Source organism: Aquibacillus halophilus (assembly GCF_009649745.1).
Classification (GTDB): Bacteria; Bacillota; Bacilli; order Bacillales; family Amphibacillaceae; genus Aquibacillus; species Aquibacillus halophilus.
The window spans coordinates 1-22,200 of record NZ_WJNG01000016.1; the positions used below are offsets into that span (position 1 = coordinate 1).

The 22,200-nt window shown below is 35.5% G+C and carries 32 protein-coding genes; 17 read left to right on the top strand and 15 right to left on the bottom strand.

From position 1 onward, the window contains the following. The 4 genes from GH741_RS17430 to GH741_RS17445 all read right to left on the bottom strand — a co-directional run. A partial coding sequence (locus GH741_RS17430; protein ID WP_153738044.1) for a DoxX family protein occupies positions 1 to 455 on the bottom strand: 455 nt, incomplete at its 3' end. Between the two features lie 314 nt (positions 456 to 769). Then, the gene (locus GH741_RS17435) at positions 770 to 958 is read right to left on the bottom strand and encodes a hypothetical protein (RefSeq protein ID WP_153738045.1); all 189 of its coding nucleotides are present in this window, start codon (positions 956 to 958) and stop codon (positions 770 to 772) included. Between the two features lie 153 nt (positions 959 to 1,111). Beyond that, positions 1,112 to 1,450, bottom strand: coding sequence for a hypothetical protein (locus GH741_RS17440; RefSeq protein WP_153738046.1), 339 nt, complete (start codon positions 1,448 to 1,450; stop codon positions 1,112 to 1,114). 250 nt (positions 1,451 to 1,700) lie between these two features. Beyond that, complete coding sequence (locus GH741_RS17445; RefSeq protein WP_153738047.1) at positions 1,701 to 1,994, bottom strand: hypothetical protein; 294 nt, start codon at positions 1,992 to 1,994, stop codon at positions 1,701 to 1,703. A 143-nt stretch (positions 1,995 to 2,137) separates the two neighbouring features. On the opposite strand from GH741_RS17445, the gene GH741_RS22325 reads away from it, so the two are divergent. The 10 genes from GH741_RS22325 (at position 2,138) to GH741_RS17495 (ending at position 11,139) form a co-directional block, all read left to right on the top strand. Continuing rightward, on the top strand, positions 2,138 to 3,139 hold the full coding sequence (locus GH741_RS22325; RefSeq protein ID WP_170287660.1) for a PIN domain-containing protein: 1,002 nt from the start codon (positions 2,138 to 2,140) through the stop codon (positions 3,137 to 3,139). Positions 3,140 to 3,205: 66 nt separating this feature from the next. After that, entirely contained in the window at positions 3,206 to 3,460 is a 255-nt protein-coding gene (locus GH741_RS17455; RefSeq protein WP_153738049.1) for a hypothetical protein, read from the top strand. Between the two features lie 6 nt (positions 3,461 to 3,466). After that, entirely contained in the window at positions 3,467 to 3,694 is a 228-nt protein-coding gene (locus GH741_RS17460; protein WP_153738050.1) for a group-specific protein, read from the top strand. Between the two features lie 339 nt (positions 3,695 to 4,033). Continuing rightward, positions 4,034 to 4,297, top strand: coding sequence for a hypothetical protein (locus GH741_RS17465; RefSeq protein ID WP_153738051.1), 264 nt, complete (start codon positions 4,034 to 4,036; stop codon positions 4,295 to 4,297). Next, entirely contained in the window at positions 4,298 to 5,653 is a 1,356-nt protein-coding gene (locus tag GH741_RS17470) for a tripartite tricarboxylate transporter permease (protein ID WP_153738052.1), read from the top strand. A gap of 47 nt (positions 5,654 to 5,700) precedes the next feature. Beyond that, positions 5,701 to 6,648 carry a mevalonate kinase gene (mvk, locus tag GH741_RS17475; RefSeq protein ID WP_153738053.1) on the top strand — a complete coding sequence of 316 codons (948 nt, stop codon included), beginning with the start codon at positions 5,701 to 5,703 and terminating at the stop codon, positions 6,646 to 6,648. A gap of 33 nt (positions 6,649 to 6,681) precedes the next feature. Then, positions 6,682 to 7,728 carry a diphosphomevalonate decarboxylase gene (gene mvaD / locus GH741_RS17480; protein ID WP_153738054.1) on the top strand — a complete coding sequence of 349 codons (1,047 nt, stop codon included), beginning with the start codon at positions 6,682 to 6,684 and terminating at the stop codon, positions 7,726 to 7,728. Positions 7,729 to 7,763: 35 nt separating this feature from the next. Continuing rightward, positions 7,764 to 8,867 carry a phosphomevalonate kinase gene (locus GH741_RS17485; RefSeq protein WP_153738055.1) on the top strand — a complete coding sequence of 368 codons (1,104 nt, stop codon included), beginning with the start codon at positions 7,764 to 7,766 and terminating at the stop codon, positions 8,865 to 8,867. 65 nt (positions 8,868 to 8,932) lie between these two features. After that, entirely contained in the window at positions 8,933 to 10,000 is a 1,068-nt protein-coding gene (gene fni, locus GH741_RS17490; protein WP_153738056.1) for a type 2 isopentenyl-diphosphate Delta-isomerase, read from the top strand. Positions 10,001 to 10,323: 323 nt separating this feature from the next. Next, complete coding sequence (locus GH741_RS17495) at positions 10,324 to 11,139, top strand: squalene/phytoene synthase family protein (RefSeq protein ID WP_153738057.1); 816 nt, start codon at positions 10,324 to 10,326, stop codon at positions 11,137 to 11,139. Positions 11,140 to 11,310: 171 nt separating this feature from the next. Here the strand turns inward: GH741_RS17495 and GH741_RS17500 are convergent, their stop codons facing one another. The 3 genes from GH741_RS17500 to GH741_RS17510 form a co-directional block, all read right to left on the bottom strand. Then, a complete protein-coding gene (locus GH741_RS17500; RefSeq protein ID WP_153738058.1) occupies positions 11,311 to 12,015 on the bottom strand; it encodes a DUF421 domain-containing protein in 705 nt (234 codons plus the stop codon). A 132-nt stretch (positions 12,016 to 12,147) separates the two neighbouring features. Then, positions 12,148 to 12,618: a heme-degrading domain-containing protein gene (locus GH741_RS17505; protein WP_153738059.1), complete on the bottom strand. Its 471-nt coding sequence runs from the start codon at positions 12,616 to 12,618 to the stop codon at positions 12,148 to 12,150. A gap of 362 nt (positions 12,619 to 12,980) precedes the next feature. Then, positions 12,981 to 13,328, bottom strand: a complete 348-nt coding sequence (locus GH741_RS17510) for a PadR family transcriptional regulator (RefSeq protein ID WP_153738060.1) — start codon at positions 13,326 to 13,328, stop codon at positions 12,981 to 12,983. Between the two features lie 254 nt (positions 13,329 to 13,582). On the opposite strand from GH741_RS17510, the gene GH741_RS17515 reads away from it, so the two are divergent. The 3 genes from GH741_RS17515 to GH741_RS17525 all read left to right on the top strand — a co-directional run bounded on the left by GH741_RS17515 (position 13,583) and on the right by GH741_RS17525 (position 15,371). Continuing rightward, positions 13,583 to 13,825: a coat protein F gene (locus tag GH741_RS17515; RefSeq protein WP_153738061.1), complete on the top strand. Its 243-nt coding sequence runs from the start codon at positions 13,583 to 13,585 to the stop codon at positions 13,823 to 13,825. A gap of 22 nt (positions 13,826 to 13,847) precedes the next feature. Further along, a complete protein-coding gene (locus GH741_RS17520) occupies positions 13,848 to 14,123 on the top strand; it encodes a spore coat protein (protein ID WP_153738062.1) in 276 nt (91 codons plus the stop codon). Positions 14,124 to 14,525: 402 nt separating this feature from the next. Beyond that, complete coding sequence (locus tag GH741_RS17525) at positions 14,526 to 15,371, top strand: aldo/keto reductase (protein ID WP_153738063.1); 846 nt, start codon at positions 14,526 to 14,528, stop codon at positions 15,369 to 15,371. A gap of 146 nt (positions 15,372 to 15,517) precedes the next feature. Here GH741_RS17525 and GH741_RS17530 read toward each other — a convergent pair whose 3' ends face one another. Then, positions 15,518 to 15,991, bottom strand: a complete 474-nt coding sequence (locus GH741_RS17530) for a DinB family protein (RefSeq protein ID WP_338079552.1) — start codon at positions 15,989 to 15,991, stop codon at positions 15,518 to 15,520. A gap of 84 nt (positions 15,992 to 16,075) precedes the next feature. Further along, a complete protein-coding gene (locus GH741_RS17535) occupies positions 16,076 to 16,396 on the bottom strand; it encodes a hypothetical protein (protein ID WP_153738064.1) in 321 nt (106 codons plus the stop codon). Positions 16,397 to 16,614: 218 nt separating this feature from the next. On the opposite strand from GH741_RS17535, the gene GH741_RS17540 reads away from it, so the two are divergent. Then, entirely contained in the window at positions 16,615 to 16,707 is a 93-nt protein-coding gene (locus GH741_RS17540) for a YjcZ family sporulation protein (RefSeq protein ID WP_153738065.1), read from the top strand. A 143-nt stretch (positions 16,708 to 16,850) separates the two neighbouring features. On the opposite strand, the gene GH741_RS17545 is transcribed toward GH741_RS17540, so the two are convergent. Both GH741_RS17545 and GH741_RS17550 read right to left on the bottom strand, forming a co-directional pair. Beyond that, a complete protein-coding gene (locus GH741_RS17545) occupies positions 16,851 to 17,567 on the bottom strand; it encodes a DUF2161 domain-containing phosphodiesterase (protein ID WP_153738066.1) in 717 nt (238 codons plus the stop codon). A 159-nt stretch (positions 17,568 to 17,726) separates the two neighbouring features. After that, complete coding sequence (locus GH741_RS17550) at positions 17,727 to 18,008, bottom strand: DUF1292 domain-containing protein (protein WP_153738067.1); 282 nt, start codon at positions 18,006 to 18,008, stop codon at positions 17,727 to 17,729. Between the two features lie 225 nt (positions 18,009 to 18,233). Here GH741_RS17550 and GH741_RS17555 point away from each other — a divergent pair, with 225 nt between their 5' ends. After that, positions 18,234 to 18,785, top strand: a complete 552-nt coding sequence (locus GH741_RS17555; RefSeq protein ID WP_153738068.1) for a DNA-3-methyladenine glycosylase I — start codon at positions 18,234 to 18,236, stop codon at positions 18,783 to 18,785. A gap of 118 nt (positions 18,786 to 18,903) precedes the next feature. Beyond that, positions 18,904 to 19,446 carry an NADPH-dependent FMN reductase gene (locus GH741_RS17560; RefSeq protein WP_153738069.1) on the top strand — a complete coding sequence of 181 codons (543 nt, stop codon included), beginning with the start codon at positions 18,904 to 18,906 and terminating at the stop codon, positions 19,444 to 19,446. A gap of 191 nt (positions 19,447 to 19,637) precedes the next feature. Here GH741_RS17560 and GH741_RS17565 read toward each other — a convergent pair whose 3' ends face one another. The 4 genes from GH741_RS17565 to GH741_RS17580 all read right to left on the bottom strand — a co-directional run bounded on the left by GH741_RS17565 (position 19,638) and on the right by GH741_RS17580 (position 21,289). After that, positions 19,638 to 19,754, bottom strand: a complete 117-nt coding sequence (locus GH741_RS17565) for a YjcZ family sporulation protein (RefSeq protein ID WP_153738070.1) — start codon at positions 19,752 to 19,754, stop codon at positions 19,638 to 19,640. Between the two features lie 56 nt (positions 19,755 to 19,810). After that, entirely contained in the window at positions 19,811 to 19,930 is a 120-nt protein-coding gene (locus GH741_RS17570; RefSeq protein WP_153738071.1) for a YjcZ family sporulation protein, read from the bottom strand. Positions 19,931 to 20,842: 912 nt separating this feature from the next. Further along, positions 20,843 to 20,986 carry a YjcZ family sporulation protein gene (locus GH741_RS17575; RefSeq protein WP_153738072.1) on the bottom strand — a complete coding sequence of 48 codons (144 nt, stop codon included), beginning with the start codon at positions 20,984 to 20,986 and terminating at the stop codon, positions 20,843 to 20,845. A 195-nt stretch (positions 20,987 to 21,181) separates the two neighbouring features. Beyond that, complete coding sequence (locus tag GH741_RS17580; protein WP_153738073.1) at positions 21,182 to 21,289, bottom strand: YjcZ family sporulation protein; 108 nt, start codon at positions 21,287 to 21,289, stop codon at positions 21,182 to 21,184. A gap of 332 nt (positions 21,290 to 21,621) precedes the next feature. Between GH741_RS17580 and GH741_RS17585 the strand changes: the two genes are divergently transcribed. Then, on the top strand, positions 21,622 to 22,167 hold the full coding sequence (locus tag GH741_RS17585) for a GNAT family N-acetyltransferase (protein WP_153738074.1): 546 nt from the start codon (positions 21,622 to 21,624) through the stop codon (positions 22,165 to 22,167). Positions 22,168 to 22,200 lie beyond the last annotated feature (33 nt).

The window sequence follows — 22,200 nt, forward strand, 5'->3', positions numbered from 1 at the left end:
AGGTAAGGCATTGCGTATCTGTCCATTCCGAACTTGCCTGCATTTGCTCCGGCTGCTAGTAAGAATACTGTAAGTAAAATCATTTGTCCGTTGGTGCTAATTGTTCCACTGAACAAGAAAGCAAAGTTCATGGTGATTCCCATTAAGGCTGCAAAATTAGTGAATAGACCTAAAACTAGTGCGATACCAACGAGTAATTCTCCCCACATAACAAGGAAGGTAAATAGTCCTGCATTTGGAAGTGCTACTGTTTCTAAGAATGCTGCCCACCAGCCTTGAACGGCAGGATGCTCACCAGTTGCTTTTCCAATTGCGCCGTGTAAGAATCCTGTTGCATCAAATTCTCCACCAGTAATTTTCNCCCAACCACCTGTGATCCAAGCATAGCCAAGATAGATACGAATAATTGCTAACACTCCAGCTACAATAGTATTTCTTCTTAATAATTCAAACATGTTGATCCACTCCCATTTTTTAATTTTATTTGTTCAACAATTCACATATAATGTTTCAAGAAATCTTGTTTGTTGTCTTTCTATATTTGTATAATAACATGTTTAAAAAGTATAAAAAATACATATGTTCAACACTTCACAATTAAGAAACAAACCTTTGACAAATTAGTGAAAAGTATCAATTAATCTTGACAAATTTGATGCAGTGGTAATTTCCTTATGCAAAAATGGGTCAGGCACTGTAAGAAGACATTTGTCTGTCTACCTCACAGCGCCTTACTTTATTGTTGAATTTTGTAGCTATCCTTAATAATTTATTTAGTAGCGTTGCTTATATCATTCCAAGTGTTGATCATATCCCATGATAAATCTGGTAATAGTCCGGCCCATTGATGTCCTGATAATGCTCCGCTTAAAATTATTCCGCCAAAAAATAGTCCGTAAATAATTAGTGTTACAGAATAAAATTCGAGGGTTTCTTTTAAATAATCTCTGTTTTTCATATAAGAGCTCCTTTTTAGTGGGGATTTTATCATCGAAAATCAGCTGATCTATTATAAAATCACATAATTAACATGCTTCAATCCTGTAGGAGAGAAAATGTATTGTAATTTATTAAATTAGAAAAAGCTTATTTTCACGCTGCTAAATGGAGATTACATGTTAGAGGTGAGATAGTTTGCCTGATTTTGCTCGACACTAATAAAACCAAGAAAGGTTGTTGACGGGATCTCTTGGTGAATAATCCTAAAAACAGGAGATTCATCTTTTAGGAAAAATGTAAAGATAGTGGAAGGAAAAAGGGTTTTGGTTTGCCACTTGTGCGGTAATTTCAAGCCCGACTCAGTTACAGCTTCAAATTCCGAGATTGTATCCATTGTAGAAATAATTGATTCGTTCGTTGAATCATATTGACCTATTTCCTGTGATGGGCTTATTACTGCTGAGTAAGAAACAAACAGTAATAGTAAGCAAGTAAGTAGATTCTGTTTCATGACAAACCCTCCTTTCATTTTTTCCTCTTAGATCATTATATAAGAATTCATTGTTAAAGGATATTTAAATATAGTGGCCGAGTACTTTATATTTTCTAACAGACATGCGTTGGTAATACTTTATAGAATCTGCTGAGCAGTCCATATAGTTCCTCATCAGATTTTAATTAGTAACTGAGTATTTGTTTTAATTATGATGTAATCGATTGCTTCGTTACATTAACTGCTAAGAGAATGAGTTAATAAACTATTATGCCACAGGTCTAATATCAATTGTTTGGATATATGTAGCTTTAACTTTAGAGGGTAATCTTTTTTTAAATTCATCGTATGCATAACTGTTATAATCAAGCAGGGATTTACAGTGATATTTCTCAGCCATGTTTAGAGTGAATTTAATTTTCATTTGATTCTCTTTGTTTTCAGTGTGATGAGAAATAATCTCATATTTTTCGAAGCCTCGTGTTAAATGGTATTTGATATCAGAAAGGAATGTATAATCGCTATTAAAATGAATATCAGTAGTTCCAATGATTTGTATCATTATTATCACCCTCGACTATTGTACCATTTGACAGATTAATTGATAATATTTAATAGAGTTGTATACTAAGAGTTAAGGGTAAATTTATAACAATGAATATTCAAATCAATAACTTCCTTATATACAAAAGAAAAGGTGATTGTGTGAAATCAAATGAAAAGAAGTTGTTTAACTCCTTTAAGGAAGATATCCTAATTAACTATATCCAGGATTACCTTAATTTCCATCTCAATCTAGAAGCGACTGTAGAAAAAGAAACCGATGATTATTTTAGGGCCTACACTTCACAAGGGGTAACGTTAGCTATCCTTTTGGAACTTCCTAGCTACAATTTATTCATAACTAAAAGAGGAAACGAAGTAACATTTCCAGAGAGACCTCTTATATTTGATTTTCATTTATATACAAGAGGCAGAGAGATATATATTAATCGATACATACAGCTCCGATTTAACACATCATTAAACTACATGGTCTCTTCTTCTAAAGAAAATCATGTCACAGTTATAGCCGTTGATGGAAGAAGATTTGAGTTAGTACTTGATTCAAAGGGAATATTTTTGAAGGACGAAGAAACACAAGTTATTCCTAGTCTTAATATACAGAAAACTTTTAAAAAAACGCAAATGGAAGATGAAGTTGAGACAGCTGAACAAACTCATCAAATTAATTCTAAGGAAAAAGGACAGCCTGAACAGAAAAAAACTTATAGGGAATTCTTAGAAAAAGGCTATTATTTTGCTTTTGACACTAACGTCTTAATGGACTATAATCCATTCGAATATCTAAAAAAAGAGAAAATAATTATTAGTAAAATAGTCCTTTTGGAATTAGATGGTTTAAAAAGGGATAGGAATAAACGGAGTAAAGCTAGAAGGGCTCTTCGAAATATAAGAAGATCACAAGAAAATAATAAAAACATTGAAATTGCACCATATAAGCCTGAAATGATTAGTAAGTTCAGACTGAGTTCAACTTCCACAGATGATCAAATTATAGCATCATACTTGGATTTTAATGTTCAAGATAAAGAAGTAGTTTATCTATCTGGAGATAACGGGTCTTTGATCATTGCAGAAAATGCCGGATTATTAGCTAGAAACTGTAACATGCTCTTAAAAGGAAAAGAAGCGGAAAATATCTAACGACACCAGAGTTCGTTTGAATACCTCCTAAGTTAGACATACCAATGGTTAAAGGAGACTTGAATAATGTCGAACCCAAGTAATGAAAAAGAAGAACTGCTGTTACAAGCTGTTAAGACACAGCATTCTATTTTACAACTGTTAGATAGCACTCTACTGGACATTTTTCAATCTGAAAATCGATTACCAAAGGATCAACAAAATAGTGAAGTCCTCAATTTAGCGTATCTTGTTAGAAATATTGTGGCTAAGAAGCCTAAATTAAAGGACCTTTACAGAGAATTGGAAGAGGATTACGGAGTTGAGTTTAAAGGAAGGTGATGAAAAATGGGAGAATGTACGATTGATCACTCACTTGAGGATGTTCAAGTGAAGCTTCAAGCTCAAGAGGAATATTTACCTAATAATCTGAAGGATGGACTGAATCACTTTTTAAAGAGAGAATTGACACAGGTTATATTGAATGATGTCTTTCACTTACTGAAAAAATATGATCTAGCTTCAGAGGAAGAAAGAGAAGAAAGAAACAAGAAGCTAGCAGATCTTATCCAATAACTTTAGTAAATGGTTTGTTAAGCATACCGCAGGTAAATCGATGTTCGTTCATTTGTTCATATGAAAAATGGTTGGATGGAACCCCCCACACAGGCGGATGAAAAGTTAAAGCTAACCAAAAAGAAACATCAATAGCACCTTAAACAAACTAGCTGCTGATGCAGCTAGTTTTACTTTTTCTCCAAGTATGTCAACTAGCTTTAATGTACCACTTAATTGGCCATGAGACAGGGAAGTTACGCAACTTGATTGATAATCATTATCAATATCTTTATAATTGGGATGTTACATACGATAAAGTGATTAGTACAACCTTATACGGAAGGAGCTGTTAGTTTTATGGGGAAATTAAACAATTCGGAGGAAATCAATCAATCCGCTGATAATATTGAGGTTTGGGAAGACCTTGTTAGTATAAAAGATTTAGTTATCTCTTTGCTTGTGTGTAGTTTTACGACATTAGCAGCCTATTTTATTGCTCCAAACGAACCCCCGAAACCGTTATTTTATGGTTTAGTAGGGGCTTTGATTGGGTTTGCAATCTGTAGCTTCGTTGTGAAACCTAAACGAATTATTCAAGAGGAAGAGAGTGAGGGAAACTAGATGGATGTTGTATTAATTATTGAAATGATCACCGCTGCTTTACTAGGTGCAGTAATATATACTGTAATAGGGATTGCACCAGGCACAGATGAAACTGCTGTCTTGACTCCTGTTACCTTGGTATTGGTATTAACTGGAGTTGAACCAATTGTTATTTTAGCATTTTTCATTTCTTCCATTGTTGCCAAAAAAATAACCGACTCTGTTCCTGTTGCAGTAGCAGGAATCCCGGGTGGAGTGATGGCAACTCCTATGGTTGAGCATGCAATGGTCTTAAAAAAACATGGGATGGCTGATATAAGCATTCGGAAAATGGCTTCTGGTTCTGTAATTGGTACGATGGTTGCGGTTCCCGTTAGTTTAGTGTTAGCGAACGCATTAATTCCTTTTGCGGATTTGATTAAAGACTATGCCAACCCACTATTTTTCATTGGTGCAATTTTATTAGCACTCATGACCAAGAATAAATTACTTGCTCTTGCCTCTATCCTTCCCTTTGCACTATTGATTCAAGGGTTACGACATTTATACTGGGGAATAGGGGTCGTTCCTGAGGGGACAAATGTTTTCATATCCTTTTTCTTAGGAATTACGATTGGTCCAGTTATTTTAACGTTATTTGAATTGTTAAACAAAGACAAAAGAATTTCTTTACCTCGATACCGCAAGAAAAATATTACGTTTAGTAAAAAGAATCGCTATAAAGGAATACCTAATCCTTTTAAGATCCTAACGAAAAAAGAACTAGGAACTACTTCATTAACTTCATTGATTGGATCATTTACTTTCATTATGAGTCCAGTCGGAATAACAATATTTTTAGGGGAGTTATTCTCTAGTCGAATCAAAGATCCTGTAAAAAAAGCATCACGTGCGATTTCATCGATGGATGGATTAACAAATGCCGCCTATATATCAGGAACTTTAATTCCTTTGATCGCACTAGGCCTTCCGCTATCACCAATGGCAATCGGTCCTGCTCATGCGTTATTTAATGCGCCACCAGTTTTTACACCTGAGCATAATATGCATCATATTTTATCGACTTCAGATTTTGTTTGGGCAACTTTGATTGGTTCCGTTGTAGCCTTATTGATTACTTATTTTGCTATTGTAAAGTATTCTCAACAGATTTGTGCATTCATTTTTAAACGTATTCCACATGAAGCAATGCTAGGTTTATTCTTTGGACTAGTGTTATTATTGGCATTTATGGATGCTGGATGGATAAATATTGGTGGAGTAATGCTAATCGGTTTGGTGGCAGGTACTCTTCACCGTTGGGGGATTAACTACGGGGTCCAATTCATGGTTCTATATTCGGCACCTTGGATTATTTCTCACCTCGTTGGCTGAAGCGCAATTTATAAATAAAGAAAAGTCAAAGGGAAAGAGGAATCCAAATGATTAAACTTCGAGGGGAAAAAGCCGTAGGTCACTCAACAGGAAAATTAATATTAGTAGGTGAGCACTCTGTTGTTTATCATCAACCAGCCATTGCTTTGTCTTTTCCATTAGTTGAGGTCAAGGCAATTGTAGAAAAAGCACCTGATGGAATTTCACTTGATTCCAGCTATTATGTTGGACCATTAAATAATGTACCAGAGAAGCTACAAGGGATCGTTGCCTGTATTGAAGAGACGTTAAAACACTTGAATCAGCCAGCAACAGGCCTGCGTATTAAGCTAGACTCTACTATTCCACTAGGACGGGGACTAGGGTCTAGTGCTGCGATTGCGATTGCACTGGTGAAAAGCTTGTTCAACTATTTTCTAAGGCAGGTCTCCAAGCAGGAGTTAATGGACTTGGTGCATCTGGCAGAAACCTATGCACACGGTAATCCTAGTGGCATTGACATGGAGGCGGCAATTAGTGACCAGCCACTCTGGTTTGAAAAAGATAAAGGAACAAAACCGTTGGAGCTTGGTGGCGCCTTTCACCTCGTTGTTGCAGACACCGGGAGGATCGGCGATACCCACGCTGCGGTTGCGTCCATTAAAGCAAAATTCAAATCACAACCACAGGTAACGCAAACATCAATAAATAGGCTTGGGGAGATTACGCTCAAGGCTGGACAGGCACTTTCGTCTGGTGATTCAGAATTGCTTGGGGAGTCATTGAATAGTGCCCAAATGGAGTTAGACAGTTTAGGTGTTAGTGATCAGGGAATTAATCAACTTGTGGAAACAGCCCGAAAATTAGGTGCTCTTGGTGCCAAATTAACTGGTGGTGGAAGAGGAGGCTGTGTCCTGGCTCTTGCTAAAAATGGGGCTGATGCAGCTCTTCTCGCCAATGGATTAAAGGATGCGGGAGCCCATCAAACTTGGTTTTTCACCCTTGAAAAGAATTGATAACAAAGATTATGGTCGATTGGAGTGAATGACATGGAGGCAATTGCCAAAGCCCATACAAACATTGCACTAATAAAATATTGGGGAAAACGTGATGAATCGCTTTTTTTACCAATGAATAGTAGTCTATCCATCACCCTGGATCAATTTTATACGACTACCGCGGTTCAATTTTGCTCCTGCTTGAATCAGGATTTGTTTATATTGAATGGCAATCTGGCTGATGATGCTGAAACTACTAAAATTTCAAAATTTCTTGATCGAATTAGAGAGCTTAAAGGCGAAAAAATTTATGCGATTGTAAATTCAAATAACGAAGTTCCAACAGCAGCTGGGTTTGCTTCTTCTGCTTCTGGTTATGCAGCGTTGGCTGCAGCAGCGACAAAATCAATTGGTCTTGATCTAGATAAAAAAGAATTATCAAGAATTGCTCGTCAGGGTTCAGGATCTGCCTGCAGGTCAATCTATGGCGGTTATGTTGAATGGGAAATGGGTGAAAAAACCGATGGAAGTGATTCCTATGCTAAGCCAGTTATGGATGGCCAGGAATGGGATTTAAGCATCCTATCTGTTCTTGTTGGTTCGAAACAGAAGAAAGTGTTAAGTAGAGAAGGAATGAAACGTACTGTTGAGACATCTCCTTTTTATCCTGGTTGGTTAGATACAGTTGAAAAAGATTTGAATCTTGCTAAACAAGCAATCCAACAACGTGATTTTGACTTGCTAGGGAATGTTGTAGAAGCAAATGCATTAAAAATGCATGCGACGACTTTAGGAGCAAACCCACCATTTATGTATTGGCAAAGTGGAACAATAGAAGTGATGGAGCATGTGCAGGAACTAAGGGAAGCGGGTATTCCAGCATATTTTACAATTGATGCTGGTCCTAATGTGAAAGTAATCTGTCAACAAAAGGATGAAGCAGCTGTTCGTCAAGCGCTGCTAAATGTCAAAGCAGTACAAGATGTTTATCTTTGTCATTCAGGTCCAGGTGTTACTTATTTACCTGTTTCTGCGGTTGATAATAGCAACAGATTATTATTTAAAAAGTTTCATGCTGCCGGATGTGACAGTAATTAATTTTATTTATATTTATTAGACAGGGGTGAAAAGCATTGCCCAACGAGTATCAGGTTCGTGTTCCTGGAAAATTATTTATTGCTGGGGAATATGCTGTACTTGATCCTGGTCAATTGGCTATTGTTGTGGCTGTCGACCGATACATGACAGCTACGATTAAAGAAAGTAATGACAATTTGCTTTCTCTTCCACAGCTAAACTTGAGTTTAGTGACATGGACAGGCTCTGGGGAAAACGTAACCTACAATGTTTCTGATTCGCGCTTACGTTTTATTCAGCATACGATTTCAGTGGTTGAGCAGTATTTACAGGGAAAGGAAATCAAGCTACAACCACTTCATCTCGAGATAACTAGTGAACTGGATGATCAGTCAGGAAGCAAGTACGGGTTAGGCTCCAGTGCAGCAGTTGTCGTCAGTGTAGTAACATCTATGTTAAACTTTTATAAAAGTGAATCGTTCCAAATCTCTCATGAACTCATCTTTAAGCTTTCCGCAATCGCTCATGTTAAAACACAAGGGAATGGTTCTGGTGCTGACATTGCAGCATCTACTTTTGGTGGCTGGATTTGTTACACTGCTTTCCAAGCCGACTGGTTAATCGAAGAACTAGAAGACGGAAAGACAATTGAAAACCTCATTAAAGAGGATTGGCCGAATCTTATGATCGAAGCTATTATCCCTCCTACAGACCTACGTTTGTGTGTCGGTTGGACAGGGTCTGAAGCATCTACTGCACCGATGATTACAAAGGTTCAAGCATTACGAGAAAACCAACCAACAATCTATCAGAATTTTTTGAAGGAAAGTTCTAGTGCTGTAGCAAACCTAGTAGAAAGTTTTAAACATGAGGATGTGGTAGGTGCTATTTTGAGTATGAAGCAAAACAGAAATGCATTAACAAAGCTAAGTAGGCAAGCCAATTCGATAATTGAGACACCAATGCTAACTAAATTAGCAGAGATTGCTGAAAATTTTGGTAGTGGAAAAACATCTGGAGCAGGTGGTGGTGATTGTGGAATCGCCTTTGTTCAAGGAGCCGAACAAGAAGAGTATTTACGACATGCGTGGCAGGTAGAAAAAATTTTGCCACTGGAGTTAAAGGTTTCAAAAGAGGGTATCTCGGTAAAGAAGTTATGATTCAAAAATAACGAAAATATAAATAGTAATGCCCCTTATAAATGGTGGCTTAAGGAGTTTTTCTTATGGTTGATTCTATTGATAAGCGTAAAGCCCAGCATATTGATATTACATTGAATAAAAAAGTAACAGGAAATAACATATCAACGGGGTTTGAGTCAGTACGATTTATTCATAATGCACTACCAGAAATTGACTTTGAAGAGATTGATATTTCACAGGAATTTTTGGGGAAAATCCAAAAAACTCCGTTTCTAATCAGTTCAATGACAGGTGGTGCTGAGCTTGCAGAAACAATCAATCGCAATATTGCAATTACAGCAGAGGATAGAGGATGGGCGATTGGACTCGGTTCGACTCGGGCTTTAATCGAGAATAAGAAATATAGGTCTTCATTCCAAGTTAGAAAATACGCACCAACTATTCCTATTATCGCAAATCTTGGAGCGGTTCAGCTTAATTACGGTTTCAATCTGGACAAGTGTGAGCAAATAATTGAAATAACTGAAGCCGATGCACTAGTGCTTCACCTTAATAGTATTCAAGAAGTAATACAGCAAGGTGGAGATACGAACTTCAAAGACTTGTTAACTAAAATCGATAAGCTATGTAGTAAGCTAAGTGTTCCGATCGGAGTCAAAGAAGTTGGTTGGGGAATTGACGGAGCTGTTGCTAAAAAACTGTACGATGTTGGTGTGTCATTTGTTGACGTGGCAGGTGCAGGCGGCACGTCCTGGAGTCAGGTCGAAAAATATCGTTCCAATGAACCGGTCAAAAAGCTAGCAGCCGAAGCATTTAGTGAATGGGGCATTCCAACGATTGATTGTATTGCATCTGTTCGAAAGCAAAACGAACAACAGCCACTTATTGCAAGTGGTGGAATGCATACGGGCTTGGACGGAGCAAAAGCGATTGCACTAGGAGCGGACATGGTTGGTTTTGGAAGATCCGTATTGCAAGCTGCAACGCAATCAGCCGATCAATTGCTTGAAATGATGCAAACAAGAGAACTAGAATTACAAATGGCTATGTTTGGAATTGGTGCAACAACATTAAAAGAATTGCAACAAACAGACCGATTAGGTAAGGTAACCGGGACAGAGGGACAGGCACCTTGTCCCAGTGATTTTTAAACAGAAAGAAAAGGAGCTGAGCATGTTATCGTGCTTAGCTCCTTTTCATAGCTATAATGGTTTTACTATTTTTAAATCATCATATAGCTTGATTATCGTTTGTTAATTAATTAACTAATTTTATTAAACTCATTTTTTTAAGAAAGAATTCAAACTTTCGTCTTTCAACATACTAGTATTTGTTTCTATTCTGTTTTCTAAAGAAGAGGTTATGATACAATAGTAGTAATTTTAAAAAATAAAGTTTGTACTAATAAATTGGACTGAATTATATAAACGGATAATTACCTAATTCACCTCATGATTTTAAAGGAGGAAAAAAGTTGAATGAATCAAAGAAGTTGTATAAAGAGGCAATGCTCGTACTAAAGGATACAAGTAGAACATTTTACATACCAATTAATCTCTTGGAACCCACTTTGAAGAAAACAGTAGCTTCTGCGTATTTATGTATGCGGGCGATTGATGAAATTGAAGACCATGAAATGATCGAAAATGAAACGAAACAAAGCTTATTGCAAGATATTAGTGCACTTTTGAAGAGTAAGTTTGATGATGTTAAATATCGAGAGCTGCTTCAACAATATGAATCTATTTTACCAGAAGTTACATTACGACTTGGCGATTGGATTACTCTTTGTCCTGAGGGGATAGTTGAGAAAGTAAAAGAGTCAACAGGTATAATGGCAGATGGAATGGCTGAATGGGTAAAAAAAGATTGGTGTATTAGAAGCAAGGAAGAATTGGACGATTACACTTATTATGTAGCTGGACTAGTCGGTGTCATGCTTTCAGATATATGGAAATGGTATGATAATACGGAGACAGATAGGGACCTTGCCATCGCTTTTGGAAGGGGACTACAGTCAGTAAATATATTGCGTAATCAACAAGAAGACCACGAACGTGGTGTAAGTTTCATGCCAGATAATTGGAATCGCGATGATATGTTTGATTATGCTACAGCAAATTTAAGCTTGGCAGATGAATACATGAAGGATATAAATAACCGAAGCATCAAATTGTTTTGTAAAATTCCCTTAGCACTTGCAAATAAAACACTTAAGGCGTTAAAGAATGGTAGAGAAAAAATTTCCCGAAACGAAGTAGAAGAAATCGTCGAACAGATCACCAAATAGTGGGGACAGAGGGACAGGCACCATGTCCCATTCCCTTTGTCCCAGCTTCCAAACTCTTTGCCAAGCATTTGTCCGTGGATAGTTATCCATATGATGATACTTGGTATTTTTTTATGAATCCTTAGGTAATTGAAGGACGTCAGAATGCAAGAATGCTGGATAAAAGACTAATCAATCTGGCATATAATTAGAGGGGTTTTGTGAAGGGAAATTGTGCTCATCTATTTCTACAAACCCAGATTGATTGAGATATGCCAGTGTTAGCTCTGGTATATCTGATTTTTCCTTGCCGTAACTATTCAGTTGTTGGACTAACCAATTGATATCTTTTTTTAAAAAATCCAAATTTTCCTTTATTATTTTCCCATCCATAACTAATGGGATTGGTATGAATTCTGGGCGCGGTGTTAGGTTAATATCAGTGGCTTCAAGCGGTCGCTTTGAAGATTTTGGTATGACACTTAACTTCCCATTTGATTCAAGAGCTGCAAAATCAATATCTTTAGGGTTTGTGTACCCTTTTGTTCTTAAATCACCTAACAAGGTTTCCGTTGTCATCTTCATCTTTTGAAGTCCTTTTTCATCGATATCGCCATTTCGAATCAAAACTGTCGGGCCAGGAATGATAAATCGGTGAATCTTCTTATTTAGGGATAAGTAGGACATTCCTAAATAAAAAGCAGTTATGAGTACCCCATAGTATGAAGATTTCAATGGTTTATCTTGGATTAACGGTTCACTTAGTAAATTTGAAATTAGACCGACAAATAACAAATCTAATGGTGTCATTTCCGCTACTGCTTTCTTTCCAGATATTCTTATAACGATAAATCCAACAACAAATAAAAGTAGGGGATTAAAAAAATACTCTAACAAAAGTATCACCTCAACCCCATTATTTCCATATTAAAGATGTTTACTACTTTAAATACCAAAAAGGGACAAGGAGAGGCTTCTTGTCCCTACTTTCTAGAAGAAAAATCCCATATCCCGTGTCCCATGTCCATACTAATTTACATTTAGGTATTCGCTTAGGACACTTGTAATCATCCTATGATCTTCTTCCCCAGTTAGGCCCGATACAGTAATAGTACCTATAATTCCAGTATCCTTGATAATTAGAGGGAAAGCTCCACCTTCAGCAGCATAATCTTTTGGATCTAGAGAATGTGATTCTACATTGGAATTAATAGATTTAAGATAGACATGCATATAGTAGGAACTGTGCTTGAAATGGGATAAAACATTATTTTTTCGAGTTACCCATTCATCGTTGTTGGTGGTTGTTCCATTCATTTTGGTGTAAAACAACGGTTCTCCATCTCTTTGAATATTAACAACGATAGATTTATTTTCCTTTAGTGCCTTTTCTATGATTCTTGAACCAATTTGATATGCCGTAATGTTAGTAAACTCTGAAAACTGGAAATCAGTCTCTTCTTTAAGTAGATCATCCAATATAGCATTATAATTTTCCATAGAAGCACGTCCCTTTTTAAGAATATCTTGTCAATAATAATTATATATGTTTTGGAGTTTAATTCACAGTAAAGTAGGAAGTTTCATTGAGAATGATGGTTTTTACAGGAAACTAACGATAATTCTATTAATCATCGAATAATATGAGTAAAATCAATAAGGAATAGGGTCCCAAAACCAAGAAGGACACATTAAATAACTAATTTATTAAGTTTATTTTTTTTTAGTCTTAAATAGGTGTACACAATAAATTACCACTATTAATCCCAAGTATAGGTCTTAATCCCCAACCTTGTTGTCCCATTTGGCGCAACCATTGTTCTTCATCATCCTACCATGCCCAAAAGTGTTTAAATCTTTTTTTAACCACTTTCAGTACCTCCTAACTTCTTTATATAATCCTTACTCATATGAACTAGTTCTTCTAAACGAATGTATTCCAGTTTAACTAATTCACGACCAAATTCAGTTAATTGGTAGCTTTTTTTTCGATCTCCAGTATTTTCATCTAACTTAACAATAATGAATTGCTTTTCTAATTTACTTAACGCACCATACAATGTCCCAGGGCCTATCCTAACAGTTCCTTCACTCATCTCCTGTACTTTTTGCATAATTCCATACCCATGTAAGGGCTCAATCAACGATAGCAAAATGTAATAGGTTGTATGAGTCAAAGGGAGAAAGCTTTCTGCACTTTTTTTCTTCAACTTAAATTCCTCCAATGCGTAGATAATATAATATAATGTCTAATGATATATCGACTGGCGATATATATCGGTTGACGATATAATAACTCTATATTCAAAATTTGTCAAGGGACAAGGTGCCTGTCCCTCTGTCCCATGAAATAAACATTAATGATTGGCTCTATGTTTAAATAAATAACGATAAGTTAAAAGAACCAATAGCCGATAGAGAGCATAGGCTATTTTGTTAAGTGAAAATTAAAGGAGTGAATAGGATGTCCAATCACTACCAGCAACTACAGTTCATATCGCCAACTGGAACATTGGCGCCCCATGAGGCCATAGGATTAGATGAACTTATAGCATTCAAAGCAGTAGCCCTTACCAGACTAAAAGATTTTGTATGCGAGGTGCGAGATCCTGAGCTAAGACAACTGTATTTCGAAGCAATTCAAGTAATGGAAAAGCACATTATTGAAACTGCTAACATGCTTAACTACAGGCCAATCCTTCCATAGGATAGAAAGGTGGAAAAGAAAAATGAAAGATGATCGTTTTTACGCACTTGAGCTCTTACTTGCTGCAAAACATATAGTAAAAGATGCTTCTTCAGTTATTACAGAAACATCAACACCACTTGTCAGAGAAGCACTACTTAAACAGCTAAATGAGATGGTCCATTTACATGCTAAAACTTTTCACTATGCACATGACAAAGGGATATTCCCGTCTTATAAAAGGGATCTTCTCATTCAAATGGATATTCATCAAGGTTTTAAAGCTGTACATTCTTCTATTGATACCACCCAAGTCTAGAGTAGACAAACTGGTTAAGAAGAACGAAGAGAGATAATTTAAGAATATCTTTCGCAATCGATCTATGGGTCACTTTTTATGATTAAAGGTTGGTTATAGTAAAAACAATTTAAATTTAAAACAGTGGGAAACTAATGCTTCCCGCTGTTTTAACGTTCAAGCTGATATATAGGCAATGGTTATAAGGTAGGAATTGAAACTGACATTAATGTCACACAGATAAAAAACCGATTTTTCAGGTAGATCATTAGGAATAAGTATTATTATCTGGTCTGGGATAAACATAGAAAATAGTAAAGTGAATTATGTAAAAGATTTACACCACTATGTTTTTAAAAGTTTAAACTGTGAAGTTTCGTCAGAATTATGGTAATATTGAGATAATTTGAAGGAGTGATTAAAATGGGTAATTCCATACCTGAAATAACACTTAACGATGGTATTACAATACCGGTAATCGGGTTAGGTACATATAAACTTAATGGTAATCAGGGTGCCAATTCTATACAGAATGCTATTGATGATATTGGCTATCGACTAATTGACTCTGCTTATAATTATGAAAATGAAGGAACAGTGGGGGAAGCCGTTAAACGGAGCTCTGTTTCAAGAGAAGAGTTAAGAATTACATCGAAATTGCCAGGACGATATCAAGCGTACGAAAAAGCTATTACTACCGTTGAAGAATCATTGTATCGGGCAAATTTAGATTATTATGATTTGTATCTAATTCATTGGCCTAATCCTATACAGGATCACTACGTGGAAGCTTGGCAGGCATTAATTGATGCTAAAAAACAAGGGCTTATTCGGTCGATTGGTGTCTGCAATTTCTTACCAGAGCATCTAGCGCGGTTAGAAAAAGAAACGGGCGTAAAGCCGAGCATAAACCAAATTGAATTACATCCATTTTTTAATCAAGCCCAACAAAGAGATTGGCATGAAAAAAATGCGATTAAAACACAATCCTGGAGTCCATTAGCTCGGGCAAATGACATTTTACTAAATAAGATAATTAAACAGATCGCCGACAATCATAATAAGTCTATTACACAAGTTATCTTACGGTGGCACTATCAACTCGGTGCCATATCTATTCCTAAATCTTCCTCTCCTGATAGACAGCTTGAAAACATTTCAATATTTGATTTTTCTTTAAATGAAGCGGAAATGGGTCATATTTCAGGATTAACTAAAGCTGACGGTAGACTTAATAATCTAGATCCTGCCACATACGAGGAATTTTAAATTATAATTCTTATATCTTATAACTGAAGTTAAGTGTAGATTCCTCGGTTCGGATATTTGTCTATGCCACGAACTGAATTTTCTTTCAGAATAAAATAGCCCTTAAAATTTAAGTAAGGGCTATTTAACTACAATAATTATTGTATTCAATTGTTTTCTTGTGTTGGTCCCATGATTCCAGGAACAGTCAACCCTGCTTGTCGAAGTAGAACTGTCATTTGACCACGGTGATGTGTTTGGTGATCAATTAGTTGTCTTAGTAATACACCTCGAGGCGTTAATCTCCCAAAAAAATCGACTTCTTCAATCATTTGTTTATCTGTTAGATATTGTTCTGCTTCCTGCAGAAGTTCCTCGGAAACTTTTTTATACGTATGGAGAATGGTACTAGCATCTTTCGGTACTTCTTTAGATTCTGAAGATGGTTTTAGATTAAGTCCAACCAGTTCAGCGTAGAAAGCGGGAACGGTTGCCAGATGCCAACCAAGCCAGCCAAGTGAATTATGTCCTTCTACGATAACTTGATCTAATGTCTCATCCGTCATAGATTCAAAAACTTGAGTTGTCCCCTTTGATGCGTTTGCCCAATCTGTTATAAAATCAGTTACTTTTCGATAGATAATTATCATCTCCATTTTTATACAGTCTTATTGTAAGTATTGTAAACATATGATTTTCTAAAACGAAGAGACATGGGTGAAAACTCATGTCTCTTCGTTAAGAATTCCTAATGATCTTATATTCGATTTTGTTTCCTCTGTACCCAGTTCATAAACCTTTCTGTATAACTCTTCTAAAGTTTTTTGAAAGGAATCTCGTTTATTATCAATACTTTTCTCCGAAAGAGGTTTTTCGACCATTGATTTAGCTGCGTCTTTGTCCATCGCTGAAGCCTGGTATAAAAGGTACTCCAAATCATATAATTCCTTTCCATCTACAATAACTTCAAAGTATGTGTGATCCACACCTATTTTTTCTTTGTCTATTCTACCAGCTTCTATTGAAATATAGTATGTTTCTTTCATTATATCCAACTCCTATTAATTTAGTTATTTTTAAATTTCCCGTCATATCTTAAGTTAAACATGGGACCCGGTTATTTAGCCGAAATTATTAGAGACTTTCATTTTAACCTACATTAACTAAGAATCATTAAATCACCAAAAAAACAGGATATTCGCCCTTCCAATTTAACTATTTATTCATAGGTTAGTAATGTAGCAGTTGAAAGGAGGCTAAATTGATGAGTGCAGGATACGGTTATGGTGGAGGTTTTGCGTTAATCGTAGTATTGTTTATCCTTCTAATCATTATTGGAACATCTTATGGATATTAATACAATTTAACAATTGTGATTTTTTGAAAAGAGAAAGGTATGGCAGTACTAACTTCTGTCATACCTTTTTGTATTTTGTGGGTCGATGATGGATAGAATTTTTGAAAAAACAATCAAAAAAACCGCTGTCTTACCAACAACCTTTAATTTTTATTATAGTATTCTAAAAGATCATGATATTCCTTCATTTCTTCTTTGCCTTTTTCACTAAGAACATAAATGCCCCTTTGAACTCGACAAAACCAACCATAGTAGTTTTTTGTTAAAATGGAAGACGTTTTTTTGCCGGTTCCCATTTCTTTTAGCGCTTTTGGTGATAGCTCACCGGCTCGTTCAAGATAATATGCGATTTGAATACAATTCTCTCTATATGCAGTCATGATTTGGGTTTGGTTTGAGCCGCCAATATTGAAGTCGGCACTTCGACCATCAATTTCTTTTAGTATTTCTTGGCGCTTCCGTTTGTTTTGACTCATACTTTTCTGACGGTTGAACGGTGCTGGTTCAAAGATAATTTCCATATTTTTTCGGTTTCCTGAAAATGATACGAGAATCAAACCTAGTTCTAACCTTCTGACTAGTTGGCAGATATCCCTCCAACGTTTTGAACGTGGGTTGTATTTTGCCGGTTTTGGTACGGCAATGTAAACATGATCCGATAATCGTTGCCGCTTTGTTGCTTGAATTAGAAGCTCGACACTTAAGTTAAGTTTTAATTCAATGATAATTAACTCATCATCTTTCACTACTGCTATATCACAGTCTTTTACTTCCCCGTAGACCTCATAGCCTTCTCGTATAAAGTGGGATTGAATGGGTTTATATAAATCTGACTCTTGAAGCTTTATTTTTTCCTTCATATGTAGGCACCGTCCAATTTTTGAATTCACCTTCAATTTTATCATAATTGGACTGTTATGGAGCTGTTGAAATACAACCTAATTGGGTTGGAGATGGGAAGAACTAAGCAAGGAAAGCCGAAGCGCTTCCTTACTTAGTTTAACTGCCACCTAGGCCTATTAATCTTGATCTGTTTCCGCCTCATCAAAGATTGCATCAAATGCTTCGGATACTTTATTGAATTCCTCATCAGACTCGATAGCTGATAGGTCGCGATTATCGTCGATCTTAAGTGGGAAGATATCAATTCCTTCTTCATTTTCCTCACTTAAATCCTCTAAAAAGCTAACTGCCACATAGCTTGAACCTTCCACTGTAACTTTTGCTAAAACTTCAACTGTTTGTTCCGTTTCATTTTCATCAATAATAGTAAAAACTTCACCAACTTCAATATTATCCATTTGTAATGACCTCCTCTAATTTGAACATAATGTAATTATAATGTCCTTACACTATCTTTTCATTAAGTATGAAAATAATGCAAATTTTTTCACCCTTTTGTTACTATTTACCGTAAGGGGAACAAAAAGATTTGTGTCCTTTTGATAAAAAGAATCTTCCTTGAGCTTTTGAAGAAACATGTCCCCTTCCCTTTTGTTATAATCATGTCATACGAGGTGATTATAATGAAACGTTGTGATTGGGTTAATAATGATCCATTATATATTGATTATCATGATAACGAGTGGGGTATTCCAGAATATAATGATCAAAAACTATTCGAACTTCTGATATTAGAAGGTGCTCAAGCGGGACTTAGCTGGTACACAGTGCTAAAAAAAAGAGAACATTATCGATTGGTATTTGATAACTTTGACCCGGAGAAGATTGCGAAATACGATGAAAAGAAAATAGAGGAATTGTTAAACGACCCAGGAATTATTAGAAACAAATTGAAAATACAGGCTACTATAACAAATGCGAATGTCTACTTCAATGTAACATCGGAATACGGAAGTTTTTCCAGCTATATATGGACATTTGTCGATGGGGAACCAATTAATAACAATTGGGAACAAGTAAGTGATGTACCTGCCACAACCGAAATAAGTGAAAAAATGAGTAGAGATTTAAAAAAGAAAGGTTTCAAATTTGTTGGACCAACTATTTGTTATGCTTTCATGCAAGCAAGCGGGATGGTAGATGATCATATTCAATCATGTATCTGCAGTAAATAATTAACTGATTTTTAAACTTTTAGGTGAGAATATCTAAAGAGAGAAAGTAGTAAGGTAATGCTAAAGTTTGAATTTATCACTATTGCAGCAAGAATGTTTAATGAGGAGGGGTTAAACTATGAAGGTTGTAGGAGTTTCAGGATCATTGGCGGGTTGGAAGACAAACGTAGCTGTCCATCACGTGTTGAAGGCAATCGAGGATCTCGATGCTAATATACAAAAAGAATTGATTGACCTAAGGGACTATGATGTTGAATTTGTTAATGGTAGCCCGTTAGCCTACTATAATGAAGACACGATGAACGTTGTAAACAAAGTTCTATCTGCAGATTTCTTAGTGGTAGGTTCACCAATTTATCAAGCATCAATCTCAGGTGCTTTAAAAAATCTTCTTGATCATCTACCCGTAGATGCCTTCAATCGTAAAGTGACTGGAATGGTAACTACAGGCGAAATTGAAAAACATTTTCTTGTGTCCGAGTACCAGTTGAAGCCTATCCTTTCTTATTTAAAAGGACTAATACCATCTAGCAACGTTTTTATTCATAACGATTCTTTTAGTGAAGAAAATGAAATCATTGAAAGCGAAGTATTAGAACGGATTAACCTGTTTGCTAAGGAAATGATATCTTTGCAGAACAGTATTGAACAAAGAAACTAACTTCATTTGATAAAGTTAGATACCGGCATGGAGTCTATAACACTTCATCCGTCGTTTAATATTACAATACAAATAATTGACAAAGCAAAAAGGAAGGGGGTGCATCCCTTCCTTTTAATCCGTTCGATAAGAGGAGTAATGTTGATGAGCACATATGGCGGTTATGGCTAATCGTTGTTTATTCTTAACATTTAACTGTTGTAATAATCTCCACCAGTTGGGTAGTTATTACCAACAATTATCAATAGAACAAAGAGAACTACTAACAAAATAAAGCTGTTATTTCCTCCAAATCCCGCGTAACCCATTATCTCACCTCCTTAGTGAGAAGTTAAGTCACAATAGTTGTTCATGAATTTACTACTTAGTATCCATAGCCGTTACCACCACCAGTTGGGTAGTTGTTACCAACTATAATCAATAGAACGAAAAGAACTACTAACAAAATAAAACTGTTGTTTCCACCGAAATATCCTCCGCTCATTTTGTTCACCTCCTTGTCATACTTTATATTATGGTTTGGAATCGTATTAGGAAGGGCATTTCTACTATTTGTTATAAAAATACATAGATGCCATGGTAGATTTATCACGAAATAGGGTCATAAATACTAGATTTCTTCTACTTTCCGATAGGTATCGTTGTAAGTATAATCCACTTTTTTAAAAGAAATACAGCTTAAAAGGAATTTGGAAAATAGAAAAGTTGGAATGATTCAAATAAATCCATTTAATCTTTGAACAGAAAACCCTGATCATCCCTCAAATTATTGAAAATCTTGTTAATATTAGTTAATGAAAAATACCCGCTTCCTGAACTGAAAGTGGGTGTTTTTCAAAAAATATTTCATACTTTAAAATTACAACAACCGTCTAAATAATTTTTTATATAAACTAAAAAGTAATGAAAGCGCCCAGACAAAGTTAATCAGAAAACATACACTGGGTGTAGAGGTTCTGTTCCTAGTAGTTTTTATAAGAGGCAGTAAGTACCTGGCGGCTAGTGGTTATGGATATGACTACTAAAGAAGGACTATTAACAAAATGAAACAGTTATTTCCACCGAATAACTTAAGTTTGTTTCCAAGTTAGTTCTACAAAGTTTGAATAATTCTTATGTTTAACGATGATAGGAAGTAAGAACCTCCCCCACTATGGGGTACAACGCAAAACTAGAATGGTATCTCAAGTGAAATTATCTGTAGGATGATGAATAAATTGCTTTACATGATGAAAAAAGATAGTAAGAAAGGAAGGGATGCATCCCTTCCTTTTTTGATTGGATTTTGTCCTATACCAACTAACATCGAAGTTTTACTCCAATAAAATCTTCTAAATAAGATCCAGTAACAAAATGAAATGCAGCAGTGTCTCTATTCTGAAAATTACTAACATAACTACTGCAAATAGATAATAGCCCCTACAATAATTAGTAAAATAAATAGAACAACGATTAAAATAAAAGAGTTTCCAGATGAATAAGATATCGGATAACCATAGCCACTATTCCCATAGCCTTCGTAAGCATTGAAGTAACCCATTCAATCACCTCCTAATCTTATATATGGTAACAACGTATGTTGCTTATTAAGGTTTGTAACTTTAATGGAGTAAGAAATTCAGTTAAGTAAATGAGGGACATTTTCACCTCGATAATTCTATAGGTGTGAAACTCAATCGAAAAACAAAAAAGCGGTGCAAAGTAAAACCTTGCACCGCTTTTTGTTTTCAAAATATTAATAAGTTGGTGTGAAATATCCTGATGATCCTACAATGATTAATAGGATAAACAGAACTACAATTAAAGCAAAACCGCCACCAGCATAGCCTGCTACTGCACTCATTAGAACACCTCCATTACGACATAGTATGTTTTATCGCTTAAGGTGGTTGGACTTATGCTTAAAAAAATAAAAATAGGGTGAAAGTCTAAAAAATGAAAAGAAAATGGATTAAGAACGATACAGAATTAATGTTTAGATTTTTATACTAATTTCGATTAGCTTAATACTCAGAAAGTAACTAATGCTTTATGTTAAAATTAAAAAAAGTTATACTACTATGTTAATAGGTTGTTTGTCTGAAGCTGAAAATGATACTTTTGCAACTTACATTGGATTGTTGACGAAATAAAGGAAAATGATGGCTTGCAAATATCTGGGGGGAAGAACATGTAATGAGGATCAAACAAAAAGATTTTTATGTTAATGGTTTAAGCTATATCGTACGATCTGCAGTAGAAAAAGATGCCATAAACTTATCAAAAGTAAGATTACAAGTAGATGGCGAAACGGAGAATTTAGATAGAGAAAAAGGTGAGGCGTACATAGATGAATCGGGTTTTAAACAGTTGATTAAAGAAGATTCAGAAATACATAACAACCTATTTTTAGTTGCAGAAGCTAATGAAAAAATAGTAGGTTTTTCAAGGTGTGAAGGAAATAAACTGAAGAGAATGTCTCATAAAATTGAATTTGGAATTTGTGTATTAAAAGAATATTGGGGTAATGGTATTGGAAAGAATCTATTAAAGGAATCCATAAATTTTGCTGACTCAAATGGAATCAAGAAAATCACTTTAAAAGTTCTTGAGACAAATATTCAAGCGATAAAGCTTTATGAAGAAAATGGATTTGAAGTGGAAGGTATTTTAAAAAGAGATAAAATTCTTTCTGATGGAAATTTCTATAACACTATCTTGATGGGTAGATTTAATGGATAGGTTTATGTGACAAGGACTAAAAAAGGAGAAGGT

What these genes read in the sequence shown, in the direction of transcription:
- GH741_RS17435 (WP_153738045.1), bottom strand. Translation starts at nt 958, where the DNA reads ATGAAAAACAGAGATTATTTAAAAGAAACCCTCGAATTTTATTCTGTA.
- GH741_RS17440 (WP_153738046.1), bottom strand. Translation starts at nt 1,450, where the DNA reads ATGAAACAGAATCTACTTACTTGCTTACTATTACTGTTTGTTTCTTAC.
- GH741_RS17445 (WP_153738047.1), bottom strand. Translation starts at nt 1,994, where the DNA reads ATGATACAAATCATTGGAACTACTGATATTCATTTTAATAGCGATTAT.
- GH741_RS17455 (WP_153738049.1), top strand. Translation starts at nt 3,206, where the DNA reads ATGTCGAACCCAAGTAATGAAAAAGAAGAACTGCTGTTACAAGCTGTT.
- GH741_RS17460 (WP_153738050.1), top strand. Translation starts at nt 3,467, where the DNA reads ATGGGAGAATGTACGATTGATCACTCACTTGAGGATGTTCAAGTGAAG.
- GH741_RS17465 (WP_153738051.1), top strand. Translation starts at nt 4,034, where the DNA reads ATGGGGAAATTAAACAATTCGGAGGAAATCAATCAATCCGCTGATAAT.
- GH741_RS17470 (WP_153738052.1), top strand. Translation starts at nt 4,298, where the DNA reads ATGGATGTTGTATTAATTATTGAAATGATCACCGCTGCTTTACTAGGT.
- mvk (WP_153738053.1), top strand. Translation starts at nt 5,701, where the DNA reads ATGATTAAACTTCGAGGGGAAAAAGCCGTAGGTCACTCAACAGGAAAA.
- mvaD (WP_153738054.1), top strand. Translation starts at nt 6,682, where the DNA reads ATGGAGGCAATTGCCAAAGCCCATACAAACATTGCACTAATAAAATAT.
- fni (WP_153738056.1), top strand. Translation starts at nt 8,933, where the DNA reads ATGGTTGATTCTATTGATAAGCGTAAAGCCCAGCATATTGATATTACA.
- GH741_RS17505 (WP_153738059.1), bottom strand. Translation starts at nt 12,618, where the DNA reads ATGGAAAATTATAATGCTATATTGGATGATCTACTTAAAGAAGAGACT.
- GH741_RS17515 (WP_153738061.1), top strand. Translation starts at nt 13,583, where the DNA reads ATGTCCAATCACTACCAGCAACTACAGTTCATATCGCCAACTGGAACA.
- GH741_RS17520 (WP_153738062.1), top strand. Translation starts at nt 13,848, where the DNA reads ATGAAAGATGATCGTTTTTACGCACTTGAGCTCTTACTTGCTGCAAAA.
- GH741_RS17525 (WP_153738063.1), top strand. Translation starts at nt 14,526, where the DNA reads ATGGGTAATTCCATACCTGAAATAACACTTAACGATGGTATTACAATA.
- GH741_RS17535 (WP_153738064.1), bottom strand. Translation starts at nt 16,396, where the DNA reads ATGAAAGAAACATACTATATTTCAATAGAAGCTGGTAGAATAGACAAA.
- GH741_RS17540 (WP_153738065.1), top strand. Translation starts at nt 16,615, where the DNA reads ATGAGTGCAGGATACGGTTATGGTGGAGGTTTTGCGTTAATCGTAGTA.
- GH741_RS17545 (WP_153738066.1), bottom strand. Translation starts at nt 17,567, where the DNA reads ATGAAGGAAAAAATAAAGCTTCAAGAGTCAGATTTATATAAACCCATT.
- GH741_RS17550 (WP_153738067.1), bottom strand. Translation starts at nt 18,008, where the DNA reads ATGGATAATATTGAAGTTGGTGAAGTTTTTACTATTATTGATGAAAAT.
- GH741_RS17555 (WP_153738068.1), top strand. Translation starts at nt 18,234, where the DNA reads ATGAAACGTTGTGATTGGGTTAATAATGATCCATTATATATTGATTAT.
- GH741_RS17560 (WP_153738069.1), top strand. Translation starts at nt 18,904, where the DNA reads ATGAAGGTTGTAGGAGTTTCAGGATCATTGGCGGGTTGGAAGACAAAC.
- GH741_RS17565 (WP_153738070.1), bottom strand. Translation starts at nt 19,754, where the DNA reads ATGGGTTACGCGGGATTTGGAGGAAATAACAGCTTTATTTTGTTAGTA.
- GH741_RS17570 (WP_153738071.1), bottom strand. Translation starts at nt 19,930, where the DNA reads ATGAGCGGAGGATATTTCGGTGGAAACAACAGTTTTATTTTGTTAGTA.
- GH741_RS17575 (WP_153738072.1), bottom strand. Translation starts at nt 20,986, where the DNA reads ATGGGTTACTTCAATGCTTACGAAGGCTATGGGAATAGTGGCTATGGT.
- GH741_RS17580 (WP_153738073.1), bottom strand. Translation starts at nt 21,289, where the DNA reads ATGAGTGCAGTAGCAGGCTATGCTGGTGGCGGTTTTGCTTTAATTGTA.
- GH741_RS17585 (WP_153738074.1), top strand. Translation starts at nt 21,622, where the DNA reads ATGAGGATCAAACAAAAAGATTTTTATGTTAATGGTTTAAGCTATATC.